The organism is Kitasatospora sp. NRRL B-11411 (assembly GCF_000721345.1).
GTDB classification, from domain to species: Bacteria; Actinomycetota; Actinomycetes; order Streptomycetales; family Streptomycetaceae; genus Kitasatospora; species Kitasatospora cineracea.
Genome location: NZ_JOGH01000045.1, coordinates 31695 through 47759, shown reverse-complemented (window position 1 = coordinate 47759; position 16065 = coordinate 31695). Strand labels below are relative to the sequence as shown.

Sequence of the window (16065 nt, the reverse complement as noted above, 5' to 3'; positions counted from 1 at the left end):
GGGCGTCAGCGGTGCGCGGCGGCGGTGGTTTCCGTGCTGGGCTGAGCGGTGCTGATGGTTCCTGCGGCGGGCTGAGTGGTGGCGATGGGTTCCGCGGGGCGGTCGGGGCGGGTGCGCAGGAGGTGGTGGGCGAGGGCGGCGGAGGCCAGGAGCAGGACCGCCGAGACCCAGGCCGCGACCGTGATCCCGTGCACGAACGCGCTGTTCGCGGCGGTGAGCAACTGCCCGGCCGGGCCCGCCGGAAGGACGGCCGCGGCCTCGATCGCGCCGCCCAGCGACTGGCCGGCCTGCTCCGCGAGCGCCGGGTCGGTGCCCGCCGGGACGGACAGCGACCCCGCGTACAGGGCCGTCACGATCGAGCCGACCAGGGCGATGCCCAGCGCCGCGCCCAGCTCGTACGCCGTCTCCGACACGGCCGAGGCGGCACCCGCCTTGTCGGCCGGGGCGGCACCCAGCACCAGGTCCGAGGAGAGCGTGTACACCACGCCCTCGGCGGTGCCCAGCGCCAGGAAGGACGCGCCGAGCAGCAGGTAGGCGCTGTCCACCCGGACGAAGCCCAGCAGGCCGATGCCCAGGCCCATCACGAACAGGCTCGCCGTCAGCACCCGGCGGGCGCCCGCGCGCCGCACCAGCCGGGCCGTCAGCAGGCCGCCCGCCACCGAGCCGACGAAGGCCGGCATCTCGGCGAAGCCCGCGTGCAGCGGGGAGTAGCCGCGGACCAGCTGGAGGTACTGCGACATGAAGAAGATCACGCCGGACAGGCCGATCAGGCAGATCAGCGAGGACACCACCGCGGCCGTGAAGCGCGCGTTCCGGAACAGCCGGACGTCCAGCAGCGGGGTCTCCAGGCGGAGCTGGCGCCGCACGAACACCGCCAGCGCGGCCGAGCCCAGCACGAACACCAGCGGGGCCGTCCACTGCTCCGGGCCGTGCACGGCGAACTCCTTGACGCCGTACACCACGCCGATCACACCGGCCATCGAGAGCAGCACGCTCCCCACGTCCCACCGGCCCGGGCGCGGATCGCGGGACTCCGGCAGCAGCCAGCCGCCGAGCGCCAGCAGCAGCACCATCACCGGCAGGTTCAGCAGGAACACCGACCCCCACCAGAAGTGCTCCAGCAGCACCCCGCCCACCAGCGGGCCCAGCGCGGCACCGGCCGCCGCGCCCGCGCCCCAGACGCCGATCGCGGTGGCCCGCTCCTTCGCGTCCGGGAACAGCGTGCGGATCAGCGACAGCGTGGACGGCATGATCGTCGCGCCCGCCACGCCGAGCAGCGCCCGGGCCACGATCAGCCAGCCCGGGCCCGGCGCGTACGCCGCCAGCAGCGAGGCCGCGCCGAACGCGGCCGAACCCGCCAACAGCACCCGCTTGCGGCCCAACCGGTCGCTGAGCGCGCCCATCGACACCAGCAGGCCGGCCAGCACGAAGGAGTAGACGTCGCCGATCCAGAGCAGCTGGGTGCCGGACGGGCGGAGGGTTTCGGTGATGGAGGGGATGGCGAGGGAGAGCACCGTCGCGTCCACCGCCACCAGGGTGACGGCGAGCACGAGAACGCCGAGACCGGCCCAGCGGTGGGCGGGCCGGGTGACGACGGGGGTGGAACTCATGGGGTATCAGATCTCCGTAGAGCACCGCCGAGGAACAGCTCGGCGAGCGAGAACGCGCTTTCGCGGGGGGCGAGCCGGCCTTCCTGCACGGCCCAGCCGATGCCGGCCACCAGGTCGAAGAACGCCTCGCTCAGCCAGGCGGCCGAGAGCTCGACGCGGAACACCCCCTCCTGCTGGCCGCGCAGGAACAGCGCGCGGACCCGGGCGTCCTGGAGCTCCCAGAGGTCGTTGATCTCCTCGTGGTCGTACAGCTGGTTCTCCCCGGCCAGGAAGGCGCACAGCGCGGCATCCGGCACCACCGCGTCCACCAGGCGGCGCAGCGCGGCCTCGGCGTTGCCCTCCTCGACCCGCGCGGTGTCGAGCGCGGCGGAGAAACGGCGCAGGCCGAGCGCGCCCACCTCCAGGATCAGGGCCTCGCGGCCCGGGAAGATCCGGTGCAGCGTGGCGCGGCTGATGCCGGCGGCGCGGGCGATCTCGTCGAGATGGGCCGTCGGGCGCCGGGACAGGATGCCCACGGCTGCCTCCAGGACGGAGTCGCGGTCGGTTGCCATGAGATGAGGATAGCGCAAGTGATACATTGATGTCTCAAAATTTTGATGTGTGTCTCATGGGGAGAGGGGAGGTGGGTGCGGTGTTGGGGCCGGACATGCCGAAGACCCCGCGCGGGGCGCGGGGCCTTCGAACGGCTGGTGGGCCGGCTGTCAGCTCTGGTTGTAGAAGCCGGACTCGTCGAGCGGGCGGTCGATGACCATCACCTCGACGTCGGCGGGGGTGAGCAGGAACACCCGGCGGGCGATCCGCTCGATGCCGCCGCGGGTGCCGAAGATCAGGCCGGAGGCGAAGTCGACCATCCGCTTGGCCTCGGCGTCGTCCATCTCCGTGAGGTCCATGACCACCGGGGTCGCGGCGCGGATGTGCTCGCCGACCGTGCGGGCGGCCTCGAAGCCCGTCGGGCGGAGCGAGACGATCTTGGAGGGGCCGGCCTGGACACTGCTCGGCAGCGTCTCCTCGCCCTCCCACGGTTCCTCGTACATCGCGGCCGGGTAGCTGCCGGAAGGCATCAGCCACCCGTTGTGGTGCTCGTCGCGTAGTGCTCCCATTAGCCGCGCCTCCCTGTCTCGTTCCGTACTCGTCCCCCGGGGGGTGACGGGTCGTTTTGACACGTCATCCACTTGTTGGAACTGTCCGAGTATCGCACTGATCACCGTGGATGTGCCCGCTTGTACCCCCTGCACCGGTTGTGGCGCGGAGGAAAATCCGTGGCTCCTCGGATGCTCGGCGGATACCCGCAACGACGCCACCGGCCGGTGGGTGGTTGCGAGTGACGACCCTATCGGTGCTACCGGGACGCTAGTTGACTGAGTGTCAACAATCATGTAACGGCTTCACCCGGGAGTGGTGGGTCGCGGTCGAGGGGCGTGCGGGTGGGGCGTGGCGCGCAACGCGGCGTGCGTCACACCGGTGCGGCGTGCACCGTGCGGGCGGGTGGCGGTGGGGGCTACTCGCCGGTCGAGCCGTCGATTCGTTCCCGCAGCAGGTCGGCGTGGCCGTTGTGGCGGGCGTACTCCTCGATCATGTGGACCAGGATCCAACGGAGCGTCACCTCGTTGTCGCGCCACCGGCTCTTGCCGACGGTGTCCAGCGGCAGGCCGGTGGCGGCGGACCGGGCGAACGCCACCTCCTCCTGCCAGACCGCGGTGTCGGCGACCGGGTCGGCCCCGTCCACCAGGTCGAAGTCGCCGTCCGGGAACTCCTCCGTCCAGTAGCGGCCGTCGGTGCCGAGGTCCTGACCGTCCAGCACCTTGCGGAACCAGTGCCGCTCCACCTCGGCCATGTGCCGCACCAGCCCGAGCAGGCTCAGCGAGGACGGTGGGCAGGCGCGTTCGCGCAGTTGATCGGGGGACAGGCCCGCGCACTTGAGGGCGAGCGTGGCGCGGTGGAAGTCCAGCCAGGCGCCGAGCATGGTCGCCTCGTCGGCGGCGAAGGGCGGGCTGGTGCGGGTGGCGGCGGGGCCGGTGTTCGTCATGCGGACATGGTGGGGCAGCCCGGGCGGGCGGGCGAGCCGTTTTCGGGTGGAGTGGGATGGGGCGGGGTGGGGCTGTGGGTGTGAGGTGGGGTTGGGGGTGTGAGATGGGACTGTGGTGGGAAGATCGGATCATCGGGCTGATTGGTGCGGCGGGGGAACGGGCGGGGGCGGACGTGCGCAAGATGATGACGGGCACTCAGTTGGCGTTGCGCCTGCTGCTGGAACTGGCCTCCCTGGTGGCCCTGGCCGTCGGCGGGTACGGGGTCTGGGCGGACGGCCCGGTCGTGCTGCGCGGGCTGATCGCCCTGGCGCTGCCGGCGCTCGCGGTCGTGCTGTGGGGCCGCTACGCGGCGCCCCGGCGGCCGGTGCGCGACTCGGCGGCGCTCTGGTACGGGGTCCAACTGCTGGTCTGGGGCGGGGCGGTCGCGCTGCTGGCGGTCGGCGGGCACCCCGGGTGGGCGCTCGGGCTCGGCATCGTGATGGTGGTCAACACGGTGGTGCTGTGGTCGCTCGGCGAGTGGTCGCCCGTGATCGAACGCTAGGCGGGTGGTTGCCGGCGGCCTGGGGCTTTGTTGGCGCCGGGGTGGCGCTCCGGGAGCGGGTCAGGCGGAGCGGTGAGGGCAGGGGGGAACGGCGGGGGCAGGGGTGGAAGGGCGGGAGGGTGTCAGGCGGAGCGGCGGGGGCGGGCGCGCCACAGGGAGAAGGCGCTGAACGCGCACATCGTGGCGATCACCCCGGCGGAGATCAGGAAGGCCGGTGAGGTGGGGGAACTCGCGCTCGCCCCCGCGACCACGTACGCGGTGGTGGTCGGCACCACGCCGATGACGGTGGCCAGCAGGTACGGCCAGAACTTCACGCCGGAGAACGCGCACGCGAAGTTGCCCGCCTGGAACGGCGCGCCCGGGAACAGCCGGATCAGCAGCACGCTGCGGAAACCCTGCTCCGACAGGCGCCGGTCGATCTCCGTCAGCACCCGGCCGCGCACCAGCGGCCGCAACGCCTCGCGTCCCAGCGAACGTCCCAGGACGAACGCCGCCGCAGCACCGATCGCCGACCCGGCGACCGCCAGCGGTACGCCCCACAGCGAGCCGAACAGCAGCCCCATGCCCGCGTTCATCGCCGGGCGGGGCAGGAAGGCCATCGAGCCGAAACCGTAGGCGGCGAGCGCGATCGGGATCCGCCACGGCCCCGAGGCGGCGGCCAGGACGGCGGACGGGTCCCACAGCAGCAGCGAGGCCATGGCGGCGGCGAGTACGGCGAACAGGGCGCCGAGACGCAGCAGGGCCCGGCGCGACGGGCGGGACGGGCGGGGGGAGGGCCGGTGCGGAGCCGTGGCGGGGGCCTCCGGGTCGGCACCGGCTGTGGTGAGGGCGGCCGAGGTGGGGGCGGTGGTCCTGGCCGGTGGGGTGGGCACGGCTATCGGCTCCGGGGCATGCACCCGGGGAGCTTAACCCGCGCTGGGAGTCGCGCCGTCCAGCGGTGCGCCCGTGGGCCGCGGGCGGGACGGACGGTTCGGCGGGGTGGGGCGGTGCAGCGGTGCAGGGCGGCGCAGTCGCTTGAGCAGGGCGATGTCGGCGGCGTGGCGGGCGCCCTCGATCCGGGCGGGGTCGTGGCGGCCGTCCGGCGTCTCGATGATCAGGGGGATACCGGCGGTGGCCGGGTGGGCGAGCAGCGCCTCGAACGCGGCCGAGCCGATGTGGCCGGCCCCGATGTTCTCGTGGCGGTCCTTGCGGGCACCCGCGACGTCCTGCGAGTCGTTGGCGTGGATCAGTCGCAGGCGTCTGGGGCCGACCGCGCGGTGCAGGGACTCGAAGAGCTCCTCGACCCCGTCCGGTGCGGCCAGGTCGTGGCCGGCCGCGAAGGCGTGGCAGGTGTCCAGGCAGACGCCGACCAGCGGGTGGTGGTCGAGGGCGTCCAGGTAGGCGGCGAGGTCGTCCATCCGGGAGCAGAGCGAGCTGCCCTGGCCGGCCGTCGGCTCCAGCAGCAGCCACGGGGCGTCGGCCCCGTACCGGTCGAGGCCGTCCAGGATCGGCAGCACCTGGTCGCGGACCTGGGCGAGCGCCTCCGCACGGGTGCCGCAGAGCGCGGACCCGGTGTGCACGACCGTGCCGAGGGCGCCGATGGCGGCCGAGCGGTGGAGGGAGTGCGTCAGCGATTCGGCGGAACGCTCCCGGGTCGCGGCCGAGTCGGAGCCGAAGTTGATCAGGTACGGCGCGTGCACGTACGCAGGGATGCCCCGTTCGGTGCAGGCCGCCCGGAAGGCCAGGTCGTGCGCGGGGTTCCCGGCCGGGGTCGCCCAGCCGCGCGGGTTGGCGACGAACACCTGCACTGCCTCCGCCCCGACCTTCTCGGCGTAGGCCAGCCCCGTGCCCACCAGGCCCTTCCCGGCGACGGGGACGTGGGCACCGATCGGGTTGCGCGGGGCGGGATCCATGACCAGGAGCATCGCACGGCAGGACGGAGGCGCAGCTCACCGGGGTCGGCACGATTCCGGTACTTCGGGGCTCGGGGCTTGGTGCTTGGGGTTGTTGCTTGCGGTGGTTCGCGTGGGTGGGGGAGCTGTCGTCGGCGTCGGTCGAGTGCGTTGTGAAAGTGCCCGGTTTGGAGCTCGGTAGGACGGTGCTGGAACTCGGTGCTGACGGGGCGATAGGCCGTGGCAGGGGGTGACGGGCTGTTGTGTGCTTGCTTGGCGAGGTGGTGGTCTGGCCGGGCGCGGGTGGCCTTGTTGGTCGGGTGTCGGGTGGGGGCCGGTTCCGGGGCCGGGTGTGCCGAGGGGCGCGGGAGTGGACCTCCCGCGCCCCTCGACGGACGGCCGTCCGCCCATTGTCCGGCCGTCCGGCAGTGGGGCCCGTCAGCGGGTCGGCTCCAAGGAACTGGAGGCCGCGACGGGGGCGCCGGCCGGCTTGCGGTGGCGCATCGCCGTTGCGGAGGGGATCAGCGCGGCGGCGAGCAGGGTGACCGCGATGAAGGAGACCGTGAGCGAGCTGGCCTGTGCGATGCCGCCGACCACGGCCGGGGCGACCAGACCGGAGGTGTAGGTGATGGTAGCGACACCGGCGATGGACTGGCTCGGGTTGGTGCCTGCCCGGCCGGCGGCGGCGAACGCGAGCGGGACGACCACGGCGATGCCGATGCCGATCAGCGCGAAGCCCGGGATGGCCACGTACGGGGAGTCGGCGAACACCACCAGCAGGCCGCCGGCGGTGGCGATCATGCCGCTCAACCGGACGGCGCGCACCGGACCGAGTCGGCGGACCACCGCGTCACCGGCCAGACGGGCCGCGGCCATGGTGGCGGCGAAAGCGGTGAAGCAGGCGGCCGCGACGGAGGAGGAGGCACCGGTGATGTCGCGGAGGTAGACCCCGCTCCAGTCCATCGACGCACCCTCGGCGAACACCGCGCAGAACCCGACCAGGCCGATGACCAGCGCTTCCTTCGGGGGCAGCGCGAAACGCGGCGGGGCCTCCTCGCCGGCGGTCGGCCGGACGTCCAGCACTCCGCGGGACACCACCTGGGCGAGCACCGCCAGGACCGCCGCGGTCACCGCGTACTGCACCCGGGCATCCGCGTGCTGATGGGCCGCCAGGACGCCGAACGCGGAGGCGACCAGACCGCCGACGCTCCACATGCCGTGCAGGCCCGACATGATCGACCGGCCGATCCGCTCCTCGACCTCCACGCCCTGCGCGTTCATTGCGACGTCCGACATGCCGGCCGTCGCGCCGTAGAGGAACAGCGCCAGGCAGAGGACCGCCAGGTGGGGGGAGAGGGCCGGCAGTGCCAGCGACAGGCACCACAGCGTCAGCAGGCCCTGCAGCGCCGTCCGGGCGCCGTAGCGGTGCACGATCCGGCCGGCCAGCGGCATCGCCACCGACGCGCCGATGGCCGGGAAGACCAGGGCGAGACCGAGCTGACCGGGGCTCAGGTCGAGGTGGTCCTTGATCCACGGAATGCGGCTGACGAAGGTGCCGGTGACGGCACCGTGAACGGCGAACACCAGCGCCACGCTCATCCTTGCGCGCCGGACGTCCTTGAGAGTCTCGCCCATGCTGGGCTCCCCCTTGGGTCGGTCGGATGCCGATAAACTATCAGGGACCCTGCCTGATAGAAACCTCTGGAAGGATGCAGGCTCATGACGACCGCTCGCACCGCCACGCCGAGCACCGCCCGGGCCATCAACGACCGGCTTGCCCTCGACCTGCTGCTCGAACGGGGCCCGCTCACCGCATCCGACCTGCGCGCGCTGACCGGACTATCCCGGCCCACCGTCGCCGACCTGCTCGAACGACTCCAGCGCAGCGGCCTGGTCGCCCACGCCGGGGAGAGCGCCGCACTGCGCCGCGGCCCCAACGCCCGCCTGTACGGCCTGGTCGCCGACCGTGCGCACCTCGCCGGCATCGACATCCGCGCCAGCGGCGTCAGCCTGGTGGTCGCCGACCTGACCGGCCGGACCCTCGGCACGGCCACCATCGCCGCCTCCTTTCCTGCTGCTTCTGCTGCTCCTGTGGTTGACGGGGAAGAGCCGAGTGGATCGAGTGACGCGGGGGCGCCGGAGAGCACGGGCTGTTCGTGCGGATCCGGTGGATCGGGCGGGTCGGGCGGCGGCGGTGCGGGCGTCGTGACGACGGACGGCGACCTGCTGGTGGAACGGACCGTCGAGGCGCTGCTCGCCACCGCGGCCGAGGCTGGGGCGGGGGAACTGCACACCGTGGCCGTCGGCGCTCCCGGCCTGGTCAACCCGGCGACGGGCACGCTCAACAACTCCGGCAAGCTGCCCGAGTGGCACACCAAACTGCTCGCCGCCCTGCGCTCCCGCCCCGGGACGGAGGTGATCCTCGAGAACGAGGTGAATCTCGCCGGAATCGCCGAACACCGCATCGGTGCGGCCAAGGACCGGCGGGACTTCGCGCTGATCTGGCTGGGGCACGGCGTCGGAGCCTCCGTGATACTGGACGGCCGTCTGCGGCGCGGGGCCTCCGGTGGCACCGGCGAGATCGGATTCCTGCCCGTGCCCGGGACGATCGGGCTGCCGGACTCCAAGAAGTGTGACGGTGGGTTCCATTCCACGGTGTCGAGCGCGGCGATCTGTGAACTGGCGGCCCGCCACGGGCTCAGGGCGGAGCCTGGCACCGAGGAGGGAGCAGGGGCGGAGGCCGAGCCCGGTGTCGGAGCTGAGGACCGGGAGCCTGCGGCCGGGGCCGTGGTCCGTCGGGCGGTCGAGACCGGCGCCGATGACTTCCTGGACGAGCTGGCGCTGCGGATCGCCGTCGGGGCTTCTGCGATCTGCGTCGTGCTCGATCCGGGATGCGTAGTGCTGGGCGGCGAGATCGGGCAGGCCGGTGGCCCGGAACTGGCAAGCCGTGTCGAACGCCACCTCTCCCGGCTCTCCCCGCTCGCCACCGAGGTGCGGGCCGGCACCGCGGGCGGCGGCGCCGTTCTGGCGGGAGCCGTGCTGACCGCCGGGGACGCGGTCAGGCGGGAGCTGTTCGGCGGCGACTGAGGCCGGCCTCCGCCGAACGCTGCGCGGGGTGCTGCAGTGGGGCGCGCGGTGACGCCGCGTCGGCGGTGCCGAGCCGTCGATCTGTCCTTCGCCCGCTGCGGTGGTGCAGTGCCGTGGCCGTTCTGCTGTCGTGCGGGGCCGTCGGCCTGCGATGCCTCGGTCAGCGGAGTGTGCAGGCCGGGAGAAGCGGATGTGGCGGGTCGGGCTGTGGTGGGACAGAGGGTGGAGGCTGCCGTGCTGGCGGGTGGCCGGTCGGGGGCTAGCGGGCGCCCGGGCGGGTGGTGGGGCGTGCGTGGGGAGAGGCCTCGGTACGGCAGGATGGCGGGGTCTGCCAGTTCGTTCCTGAATCGCCCGGGAGTCGCATCGATGGTCATGTCCGACCGGCCCGTCCACCCGTACCGCATCGGCGAGGCTGCTTCGATGCTGGGGGTGAGCGCCGACACCATGCGGCGATGGGTGGACGCGGGCCGACTGCCGGCGACGCGAGACGAGCACGGCCACCGGATCATCGCCGGGGCGGAACTCGCGGCGTTCGCCCGGGAGCTTGCCCGACCGGAGAACAGCGAGGTGGAGGGGCGTTCATCGGCCCGGAACCGCTTTCCCGGGATCGTGACCGCCGTCGTCCTGGGCGATGTCGCCGCGCAAGTGGAGATCCAGGCGGGCCCGTTCCGGGTGGTTTCGCTGATCAGCCGTGACTCGGCGGAGGAACTCGGGCTTGTCCCCGGGGCGCCCGCCACTGCGGTGATCAAGTCGACCAACGTCGTGGTCGAACGGCGTTGAGGTCTGGTCTGGCGGAGAGGATCCTTCCGTCGACCCGCGACCGATCCTTCGGGCGTCCTCGACTCTGCGCTGATCAGGCCAGGAATCGAGGACGGGGGCGGGGGCGGGGGCGGTACCGGGGCAGGGGCGTCCGGGCGGTACCGATGGCCGGGGACGGGGCGTGAACTGACGCCGCCTAGGATGCGGAGACCTGTGGCCGACCGGTAGTGGGACGGCCAGCGTTGTGAGTACCCCGACCGTGCGAGAGGACGACCCCGTTGAAGAGCCGCGTGCGCGCCGTTGCCCACCGTGGTGACCCGTACCTGCACCGCGAGAACACCCTGCCGGCGGTCAGCGCCGCGCTCGCCGCGGGAGCCGACGCCGTCGAGGTCGACGTCCAGCTCACCCGGGACGGGGTGCCCGTGCTGCTGCACGACCGCACTCTCGAACGGCTGTGGAACGATCAGCGTCAGATCGCCCGGGTGACGCTCGACCAACTGGAAGAGGTAGTCACTCCCGGGCTCGGGCTTCGGATTCCCACCCTTGCCGAGGCGTTGCAGATCATCGACGCCACGGACGGCGCGCAACTGATGATCGACCTGGACGACAGCGGCCCGGCCGCAGCCACTTGGAAGGTCGTCAACGATCTCGGGATGGCGGACCGCGTCGCCTTCTGCGGGTCGGTCGTGGCCATGCTCGCCATCCGCGAACTCGCGCCCGGCGCGGAAATCTCCCTGACCTGGAACCGTCTCCAACTGCCGAAGCAGCGGCTGCTCGACGAGCTGCGCCCCGACTACCTCAATCCGCCCTTCGGACTGGTGGACGAGAGGTTGGTGGGCTCCGTCCACGACGCCGGCATGGGCCTGGCGACCTGGACCGTGGATCTGCGGCGCACCATGCGGCGGATGCTCGCCCTCGGAGTCGACTCGCTGACCTCCAACCGAATCGCGCTGCTGCGCCGGACGATCGACCAGTACCAGGGGTGATCCGTGGGCGCCGGTGCCCACACCAGTACCGCTGGGGCGGGGGCCGGCAAGGGCATGCACGTTCGCCCGAACCAGGGTCCCGCCCGGCATCGGTCGGCCGCTCCGGTCGCCACGCCACGCCGTTGGCTCCTGCCCGTCGATATGACCGTTGTCTGTTGAAATAAGACGATCATGACGGTGTGTTGGCTGCGGAGGTGGCGGTGACGGCAGAGGGCTCTCCGAACCCGCAGGACCCGGGGGAACGCCGGGATCCGCCGGCACCTTCTGCAGCCGGAGCCGGAGCCGGAGCCGGAGCCGGAGCCGGAGCCGGAGGCGGCGGGGGAAGGGGAGAAGGGGGTGGCCCTGGGGCAACGGGGGCGGAACGGCCGCGGGGCGGCTCTGGTGAAGGTGGCCAATCGCAGCGGCGGTCAGGAGCCGCAGACCGGCGGTCGGAGAGTTCAGCGGGACGTGGTGGCGACGAGGTCCCCGACGGCCTTCCAGGAAAAACCACATCAAGTGCACATCCCTCCTCGGAGAATGAGGGGACTGCGGAGGCAGTGCCCGTGATCGTTGCGGGTGGGGCGGGGCTGGACGACCGGCGACCGGCCCAGATGCTGCCCGCGTCGGTTCGGTCGGCTGCGGCTTGGTCCGCTGCGGTGATCCTCTTCATCACCGTGGCTGCGTTCGCCATCTTCGTGGTGGTGGAACTACGGGCCGCGACGATCCCGATGCTGGTTGCGCTGCTGGCCACGGCCCTGCTCTATCCGGTGATGCCCTGGCTGGTGGGTCGGGGCGTCAAACGTGGGGTGGCTGCCGGACTGACCTGCACGATCCTGGTGCTCGTGGTGACCGGCGGGATCGCACTGCTGGTCAACTCCCTGGTGAACAGCGCACCGCAGATCGCCTCCGGTCTCCAGCAGGCGGGTGACCGTATCGCCTCCTGGCTGGGGCCGTTCGGGGACAAGATCCAGTACGCGCTCAAGGAGAGCTCCGGCTCCGGGAGCACCTTGGTGGACTCGCTCGCCAACGGAGTCCTGTCCGGGTTGGGTCTGGTCACCCAACTGCTGACCGGTGGAGTGCTCTCCCTCGCGCTGGTGTTCTTCTTCCTGCGCGACGGTAACCGTTTCGGCGACGCGGTCCATGAGCTCATCCCGGGCGGGCACGCCGACACGGTGATCGCGTGTGGTCAGCAGGCGTTCACGGCGATGGCCGGCTTCATGCGAGGCACCACCTTGATCGCGCTGATCGATGCCACGTTCATCTCCATCGGACTGCTCGCCCTGGGAGTGCCCGGAGCGGCCGGACTCGGTGCGCTCGTCTTCATGGGCGCCTACATTCCTTTTGTCGGTGCCTTCCTCTCAGGAACGGTGGCCGTTCTCGTGGCCCTCGCGAACGGCGGACTGGGTACCGCTCTGTGGGCCCTCGGGGTGGTGCTGGCGGTACAGGCGATCGAGGGGAACATCCTGCAACCCCTCATCCAGAGCCGGACCGTCGAACTTCACCCCGCCACCATCATGATCGCGGTGGTGGCCGGCTCCGGGATCGCCGGAATCATCGGCGCCCTGCTCGCGGTGCCGGTCAGCGCCGCCGGACTCGGAGTGATGTCCGTCCTTCGAGGTGAGACGGAGGGCCCGGGACTGCCCGGCAGCCGTCGAAAGCGCCACCGAATCGAGCCGTGAGCGTTCCGTGCTGCAGGTGTGGACGCGTGCGGCCCTGCCGGTATCCGTGCAGGATCCGCCCGAATTCGGTCGGACGGTCAGGAGGCCGGGAAGTAGGCGGTCATCCAGCGGTCCAACTCGGCGAACACCTCGGCCCGGGCCGAGTCGGCTGACAGGACCAGGTCGTGCACGCCCCCTTCGATCCGGACGGTGGTGACGTGTCGGCCGAGACGCGGTGCGAGCGCGACGATGTCGTCGGCCCGTAGGACCGCGTCGGTGCGCATCAGGGCTGGGTCCCACCGGTTGGTGACGGTGGAGGCGGTCGAGGCCATCAGCAGGATCGGACAGTCGACCGAGAGCCCGCGGCGTACCTTCCGATGGCCGCGCTGGATCGCGGCCAGCCAACCGGCGAACAGCGGGAATCCTTCGGCGGGCTTCAGAGCAAGATCGAACTCCCAACTGCCGCGATGATCGCGGTGGAGACTGTGGACGTAGTGCGGATTGAGCGGAGCAGGCAGCTTCCGGGTGGGAGCGGTCCGCCCGATGGCGTCGAGCGCGGGGGCGCCGAGGGTCCGTACGGCCGGGGCGGCAGGCATCGACAGGAACGGGCTGTTGAGGAACAGTCCGTCGACCAGCCCGCGGCCAGCCTGTCGACTCGCCCACAGGGCTGCCACCAACCCACCCGTCGAGTGCCCGTTCACCAGGAGCCGGGTGTGGCCGTCGAGCTCCCGGATGATCCGGACGGCCTCGTCCAACTCCTCGTCGTAGGTGGCGAGATCCGTCACGAAGTTCGGGGACTGGTGCGGGCGGAGCGACCTGCCGTACTTGCGGAGGTCCAAGGCGTAGAAGGAGAAACCGGCAGCCGTGAAATGATCCGCGAGGTGGGTCTGGAAGAAGTAGTCGGTGTAGCCGTGCAAGTACAGCACTGCCTGTCGGGAGCCCTCCACCAGCCGACGGACCAGCGTGGCACTGACCTCGCCCTCCTCGTCCGGGACGAGCGGGAGCTCCGTCGCCTCGTAGGGGGCGCCCAGGATGTCTTCACGGAAGTCCACGCCAGCCACGTCCATTTCCTGTTCCGTCGTGCCGCCCGGGACCACCCCGTGCGGGACCACCCCCGTGACCATACCGGTCAGTAGCCCCCTTCGTTTGGGAAGACTGCCCTGGTGGGGCCTAAGCTGCCCGCATGGCTGTCCCTTCGTCGATCGTTCTTCGCCCCGTCATTTCCCGGAAGCCCAACCGATGAGCGGCCCCACCGCCGAAGGGGCGGATCCGTGGCCGGCGGAGCGCGAGGTGGGGCTCGGCACCGCCAAGCTGATTCCCGACATCGACATCGAGGGCGGCTGGTTGCTCACTCTCGACGGCACCCCGCAGTCGTATGTCGACCTCGAGGACCCGACGCACCTCGAATTCGAGTACGTACAGCGGATCGCCCACCTGCTGGACGTGGTGGCGGATTCCGGTGAACCGCTGGACGTACTGCACCTGGGCGGTGGCGGGCTCACCCTGCCCCGCTATCTGGCGAAGACTCGCCCGGGCTCGAGCCAGCAGGTGGTCGAACTGGATGGTCCGCTGACCGAGTTCATCGCAGAACACCTTCCTTGGCCGTCCGGTATCGAGGTGACGGTCGGCGATGCCAGGGCCGTGCTCGGATCCGTGGCGGCCGCCAGCGTCGATGTGGTGGTGGCCGACGTGTTCCGCGGCTCGCGGACGCCGGCGCACCTCACCAGTGTCGAGTTCGTACGACTGGCTGCCGCCGCGCTCCGGCCGGGGGGCTGTTACGCGGCGAACCTGGCGGACGGCCCGCCGCTCGCTTTCGCCAAGGCCCAGGCCGCCACGGTCGCGGCCGTTTTCGCGCACGTCTGCCTGGTGGCCGAGCCCGCAGTGCTGCGGGGCCGGCGCTACGGAAACGTCCTGTTGATCGGCTCCGACGAGCCGCTCCCCAGCAGTGAGTTGGCCCGGCTGCTCGCTGCCGATCCGTTTCCCGCCAGGCTGACGGAAACGCCGGAGCAAGCGGCAGAGCCGGTCACGGATGCGACGGCCGAGGATTCGCCGCCCCCGCCCAGCGGGGCGTTCTCGCTGGGCTGAGCCGGAATGGTGGTGTGGCGGGGCACTGTGCTGGAAGTCGTACCTGATGGGAGGCGCTCCTTTCGGCGGCGGGACGGCAGACGGGGTGCGGTCCGAGACGGATCGCAGGCCGAAGGCCGGTTGTGGGGGAAACGGGCTGGGCAAGCAGTCGGTGGCGGGCGCGTGCCGGGGAATCCGGTCGACCGATCAGACGGCGGACAGGACCAGCCGGCGCGTGCGGTTGCGGTAGCCGACCAACTCGAAAGCGGCGACCACGGGGTGGTTTGAGCGGTCGGTTTCAGCCCGGATCACGTCGGCCTGACTCTCGACGGCCAGGATGCGGGTGATCTCGGCGATGATCTCGGCAGCGAAGCCTCGCCCCCGAAATTCGGGGAGGACACCGAGGTACCCGACCACTGGCACAACGGAGTTGTGCGAGGGGATGGCGAAGCCGACCACCTGCCCCGTTGTCGTCCGGACTATTCGCCACCAGGAACGCTTGCCGTGCATTTCCTGCCGGTAGAACGCGACCTCGCGCCTTGCATGTGCCTCTGCTCCGATCAGGAGTACTTCTCGAGTGGACATCGTGTCCATGCTGTTCGGCAAGGACCGGCGGAACAGATCGACGAAGACTTCGTCATCGGGTTCCGGGGTGAAGAGCAGACGGCCCGACAGGGTCGGAACGGGACGGTCGGTCTCGCGTTCGAAGCGGAGTCGCTCGGCGGAGAGGTGCAAGCCGACTGCCTCGGCTGCTCTGCGGCGCCATGCCACCGAAGCGGCGACCTCGGGGCGATCACGCCAGTCGGGCGGCAGGAAGAGGTGGTAATCGGGCGGGGGCGTCAGCCCATCGGCGGCGAACACCTGGTGGGCGGCCGTCAGCAGTGCGGCGGCGATCGCACTGCGCGGGTCGGTGGTTGCCCTGGACGTCCAGGCCCTACGTTCGTACGGATCGGCGGGGGCTCGGGTCGGATCGGATCGGGCGAACAGCGCGTCCAGATTGCTCGGGTGGGTGTCGGCGGGACTTCCCCACCAGATGGCGACGGCCAGCGGTGCCCGGTCGGGGGCGGGCTCCGCCACCCAGATCCAACCGGGGCGGTACTCGCCAGTGGCCAGGCGTGAGCGAACGGTCTCCGCGGAGATCGTGGTGGACGGATCGGGTCGGACCTGCCCCAGTACGGTGTTGAGTTCCCGCGGAACGATCGGACGAAAGATCACAGTGCCTCCGGAAGAAAGGAACGAGAGGCGCCAAACCCGATCGTGGCGATCCGCCGCGACTGCTACACGGGGACGGACCGGCCAGGAAGAAAGACGACCGGGAGCGCCGCAGAACGGCTGCGGATTATCGGAACCATCGTGCGGAACCCCTCTCGAGACGCGGCACTGTGAGACCCCGGAACCTGACTGAGCAAACGCCGGAGGAAGCTGGCAGCGAGACCTGATCCGCTGTCAGTGATGCCCAAGATTAGGAGAGGGCCAGATCGCC

At 71.4% G+C, this 16065-nt stretch carries 15 protein-coding genes; 6 read left to right on the top strand and 9 right to left on the bottom strand.

Annotated features, from left to right (window positions below; all coding sequences use genetic code 11):
- Positions 1–5: 5 nt before the first annotated feature.
- The 4 genes from IH44_RS0121045 to IH44_RS0121030 form a co-directional block, all read right to left on the bottom strand.
- Positions 6–1610 (bottom strand): MFS transporter, encoded by a 1605-nt coding sequence (locus IH44_RS0121045; protein ID WP_232795031.1) that lies wholly within the window; start codon positions 1608–1610, stop codon positions 6–8.
- Positions 1607–2161: a TetR/AcrR family transcriptional regulator gene (locus tag IH44_RS0121040; RefSeq protein WP_030461201.1), complete on the bottom strand. Its 555-nt coding sequence runs from the start codon at positions 2159–2161 to the stop codon at positions 1607–1609. Before IH44_RS0121040 ends, IH44_RS0121045 begins: the two co-directional genes overlap by 4 nt.
- A gap of 150 nt (positions 2162–2311) precedes the next feature.
- Positions 2312–2710: a cell division protein SepF gene (locus tag IH44_RS46595; protein ID WP_051817130.1), complete on the bottom strand. Its 399-nt coding sequence runs from the start codon at positions 2708–2710 to the stop codon at positions 2312–2314.
- Positions 2711–3108: 398 nt separating this feature from the next.
- Complete coding sequence (locus IH44_RS0121030) at positions 3109–3636, bottom strand: DinB family protein (protein WP_030461199.1); 528 nt, start codon at positions 3634–3636, stop codon at positions 3109–3111.
- A gap of 182 nt (positions 3637–3818) precedes the next feature.
- Here IH44_RS0121030 and IH44_RS42935 point away from each other — a divergent pair, with 182 nt between their 5' ends.
- Entirely contained in the window at positions 3819–4178 is a 360-nt protein-coding gene (locus IH44_RS42935; protein ID WP_063759656.1) for a YrdB family protein, read from the top strand.
- Positions 4179–4300: 122 nt separating this feature from the next.
- Here the strand turns inward: IH44_RS42935 and IH44_RS0121020 are convergent, their stop codons facing one another.
- The 3 genes from IH44_RS0121020 to IH44_RS0121010 all read right to left on the bottom strand — a co-directional run bounded on the left by IH44_RS0121020 (position 4301) and on the right by IH44_RS0121010 (position 7684).
- Positions 4301–5050, bottom strand: coding sequence for a TVP38/TMEM64 family protein (locus IH44_RS0121020; RefSeq protein WP_232795030.1), 750 nt, complete (start codon positions 5048–5050; stop codon positions 4301–4303).
- Between the two features lie 33 nt (positions 5051–5083).
- Complete coding sequence (locus IH44_RS0121015) at positions 5084–6070, bottom strand: deoxyribonuclease IV (RefSeq protein WP_232795029.1); 987 nt, start codon at positions 6068–6070, stop codon at positions 5084–5086.
- A 417-nt stretch (positions 6071–6487) separates the two neighbouring features.
- Positions 6488–7684, bottom strand: coding sequence for an MFS transporter (locus IH44_RS0121010; protein ID WP_030461195.1), 1197 nt, complete (start codon positions 7682–7684; stop codon positions 6488–6490).
- Positions 7685–7768: 84 nt separating this feature from the next.
- Here IH44_RS0121010 and IH44_RS0121005 point away from each other — a divergent pair, with 84 nt between their 5' ends.
- The 4 genes from IH44_RS0121005 to IH44_RS0120990 all read left to right on the top strand — a co-directional run bounded on the left by IH44_RS0121005 (position 7769) and on the right by IH44_RS0120990 (position 12539).
- Entirely contained in the window at positions 7769–9136 is a 1368-nt protein-coding gene (locus IH44_RS0121005; protein WP_030461194.1) for an ROK family transcriptional regulator, read from the top strand.
- A 366-nt stretch (positions 9137–9502) separates the two neighbouring features.
- Positions 9503–9916 carry a molybdopterin-binding protein gene (locus IH44_RS0121000; RefSeq protein WP_030461193.1) on the top strand — a complete coding sequence of 138 codons (414 nt, stop codon included), beginning with the start codon at positions 9503–9505 and terminating at the stop codon, positions 9914–9916.
- A 257-nt stretch (positions 9917–10173) separates the two neighbouring features.
- Positions 10174–10881 (top strand): glycerophosphodiester phosphodiesterase, encoded by a 708-nt coding sequence (locus IH44_RS0120995; protein WP_030461192.1) that lies wholly within the window; start codon positions 10174–10176, stop codon positions 10879–10881.
- A 542-nt stretch (positions 10882–11423) separates the two neighbouring features.
- On the top strand, positions 11424–12539 hold the full coding sequence (locus IH44_RS0120990) for an AI-2E family transporter (RefSeq protein WP_232795028.1): 1116 nt from the start codon (positions 11424–11426) through the stop codon (positions 12537–12539).
- 77 nt (positions 12540–12616) lie between these two features.
- On the opposite strand, the gene IH44_RS0120985 is transcribed toward IH44_RS0120990, so the two are convergent.
- Positions 12617–13570, bottom strand: coding sequence for an alpha/beta hydrolase (locus IH44_RS0120985; RefSeq protein ID WP_232795027.1), 954 nt, complete (start codon positions 13568–13570; stop codon positions 12617–12619).
- Positions 13571–13757: 187 nt separating this feature from the next.
- Here IH44_RS0120985 and IH44_RS0120980 point away from each other — a divergent pair, with 187 nt between their 5' ends.
- Positions 13758–14603, top strand: a complete 846-nt coding sequence (locus tag IH44_RS0120980; protein WP_030461189.1) for a spermidine synthase — start codon at positions 13758–13760, stop codon at positions 14601–14603.
- Between the two features lie 186 nt (positions 14604–14789).
- Here IH44_RS0120980 and IH44_RS0120975 read toward each other — a convergent pair whose 3' ends face one another.
- Positions 14790–15797 (bottom strand): GNAT family N-acetyltransferase, encoded by a 1008-nt coding sequence (locus IH44_RS0120975; protein ID WP_030461188.1) that lies wholly within the window; start codon positions 15795–15797, stop codon positions 14790–14792.
- Positions 15798–16065: the final 268 nt, after the last annotated feature.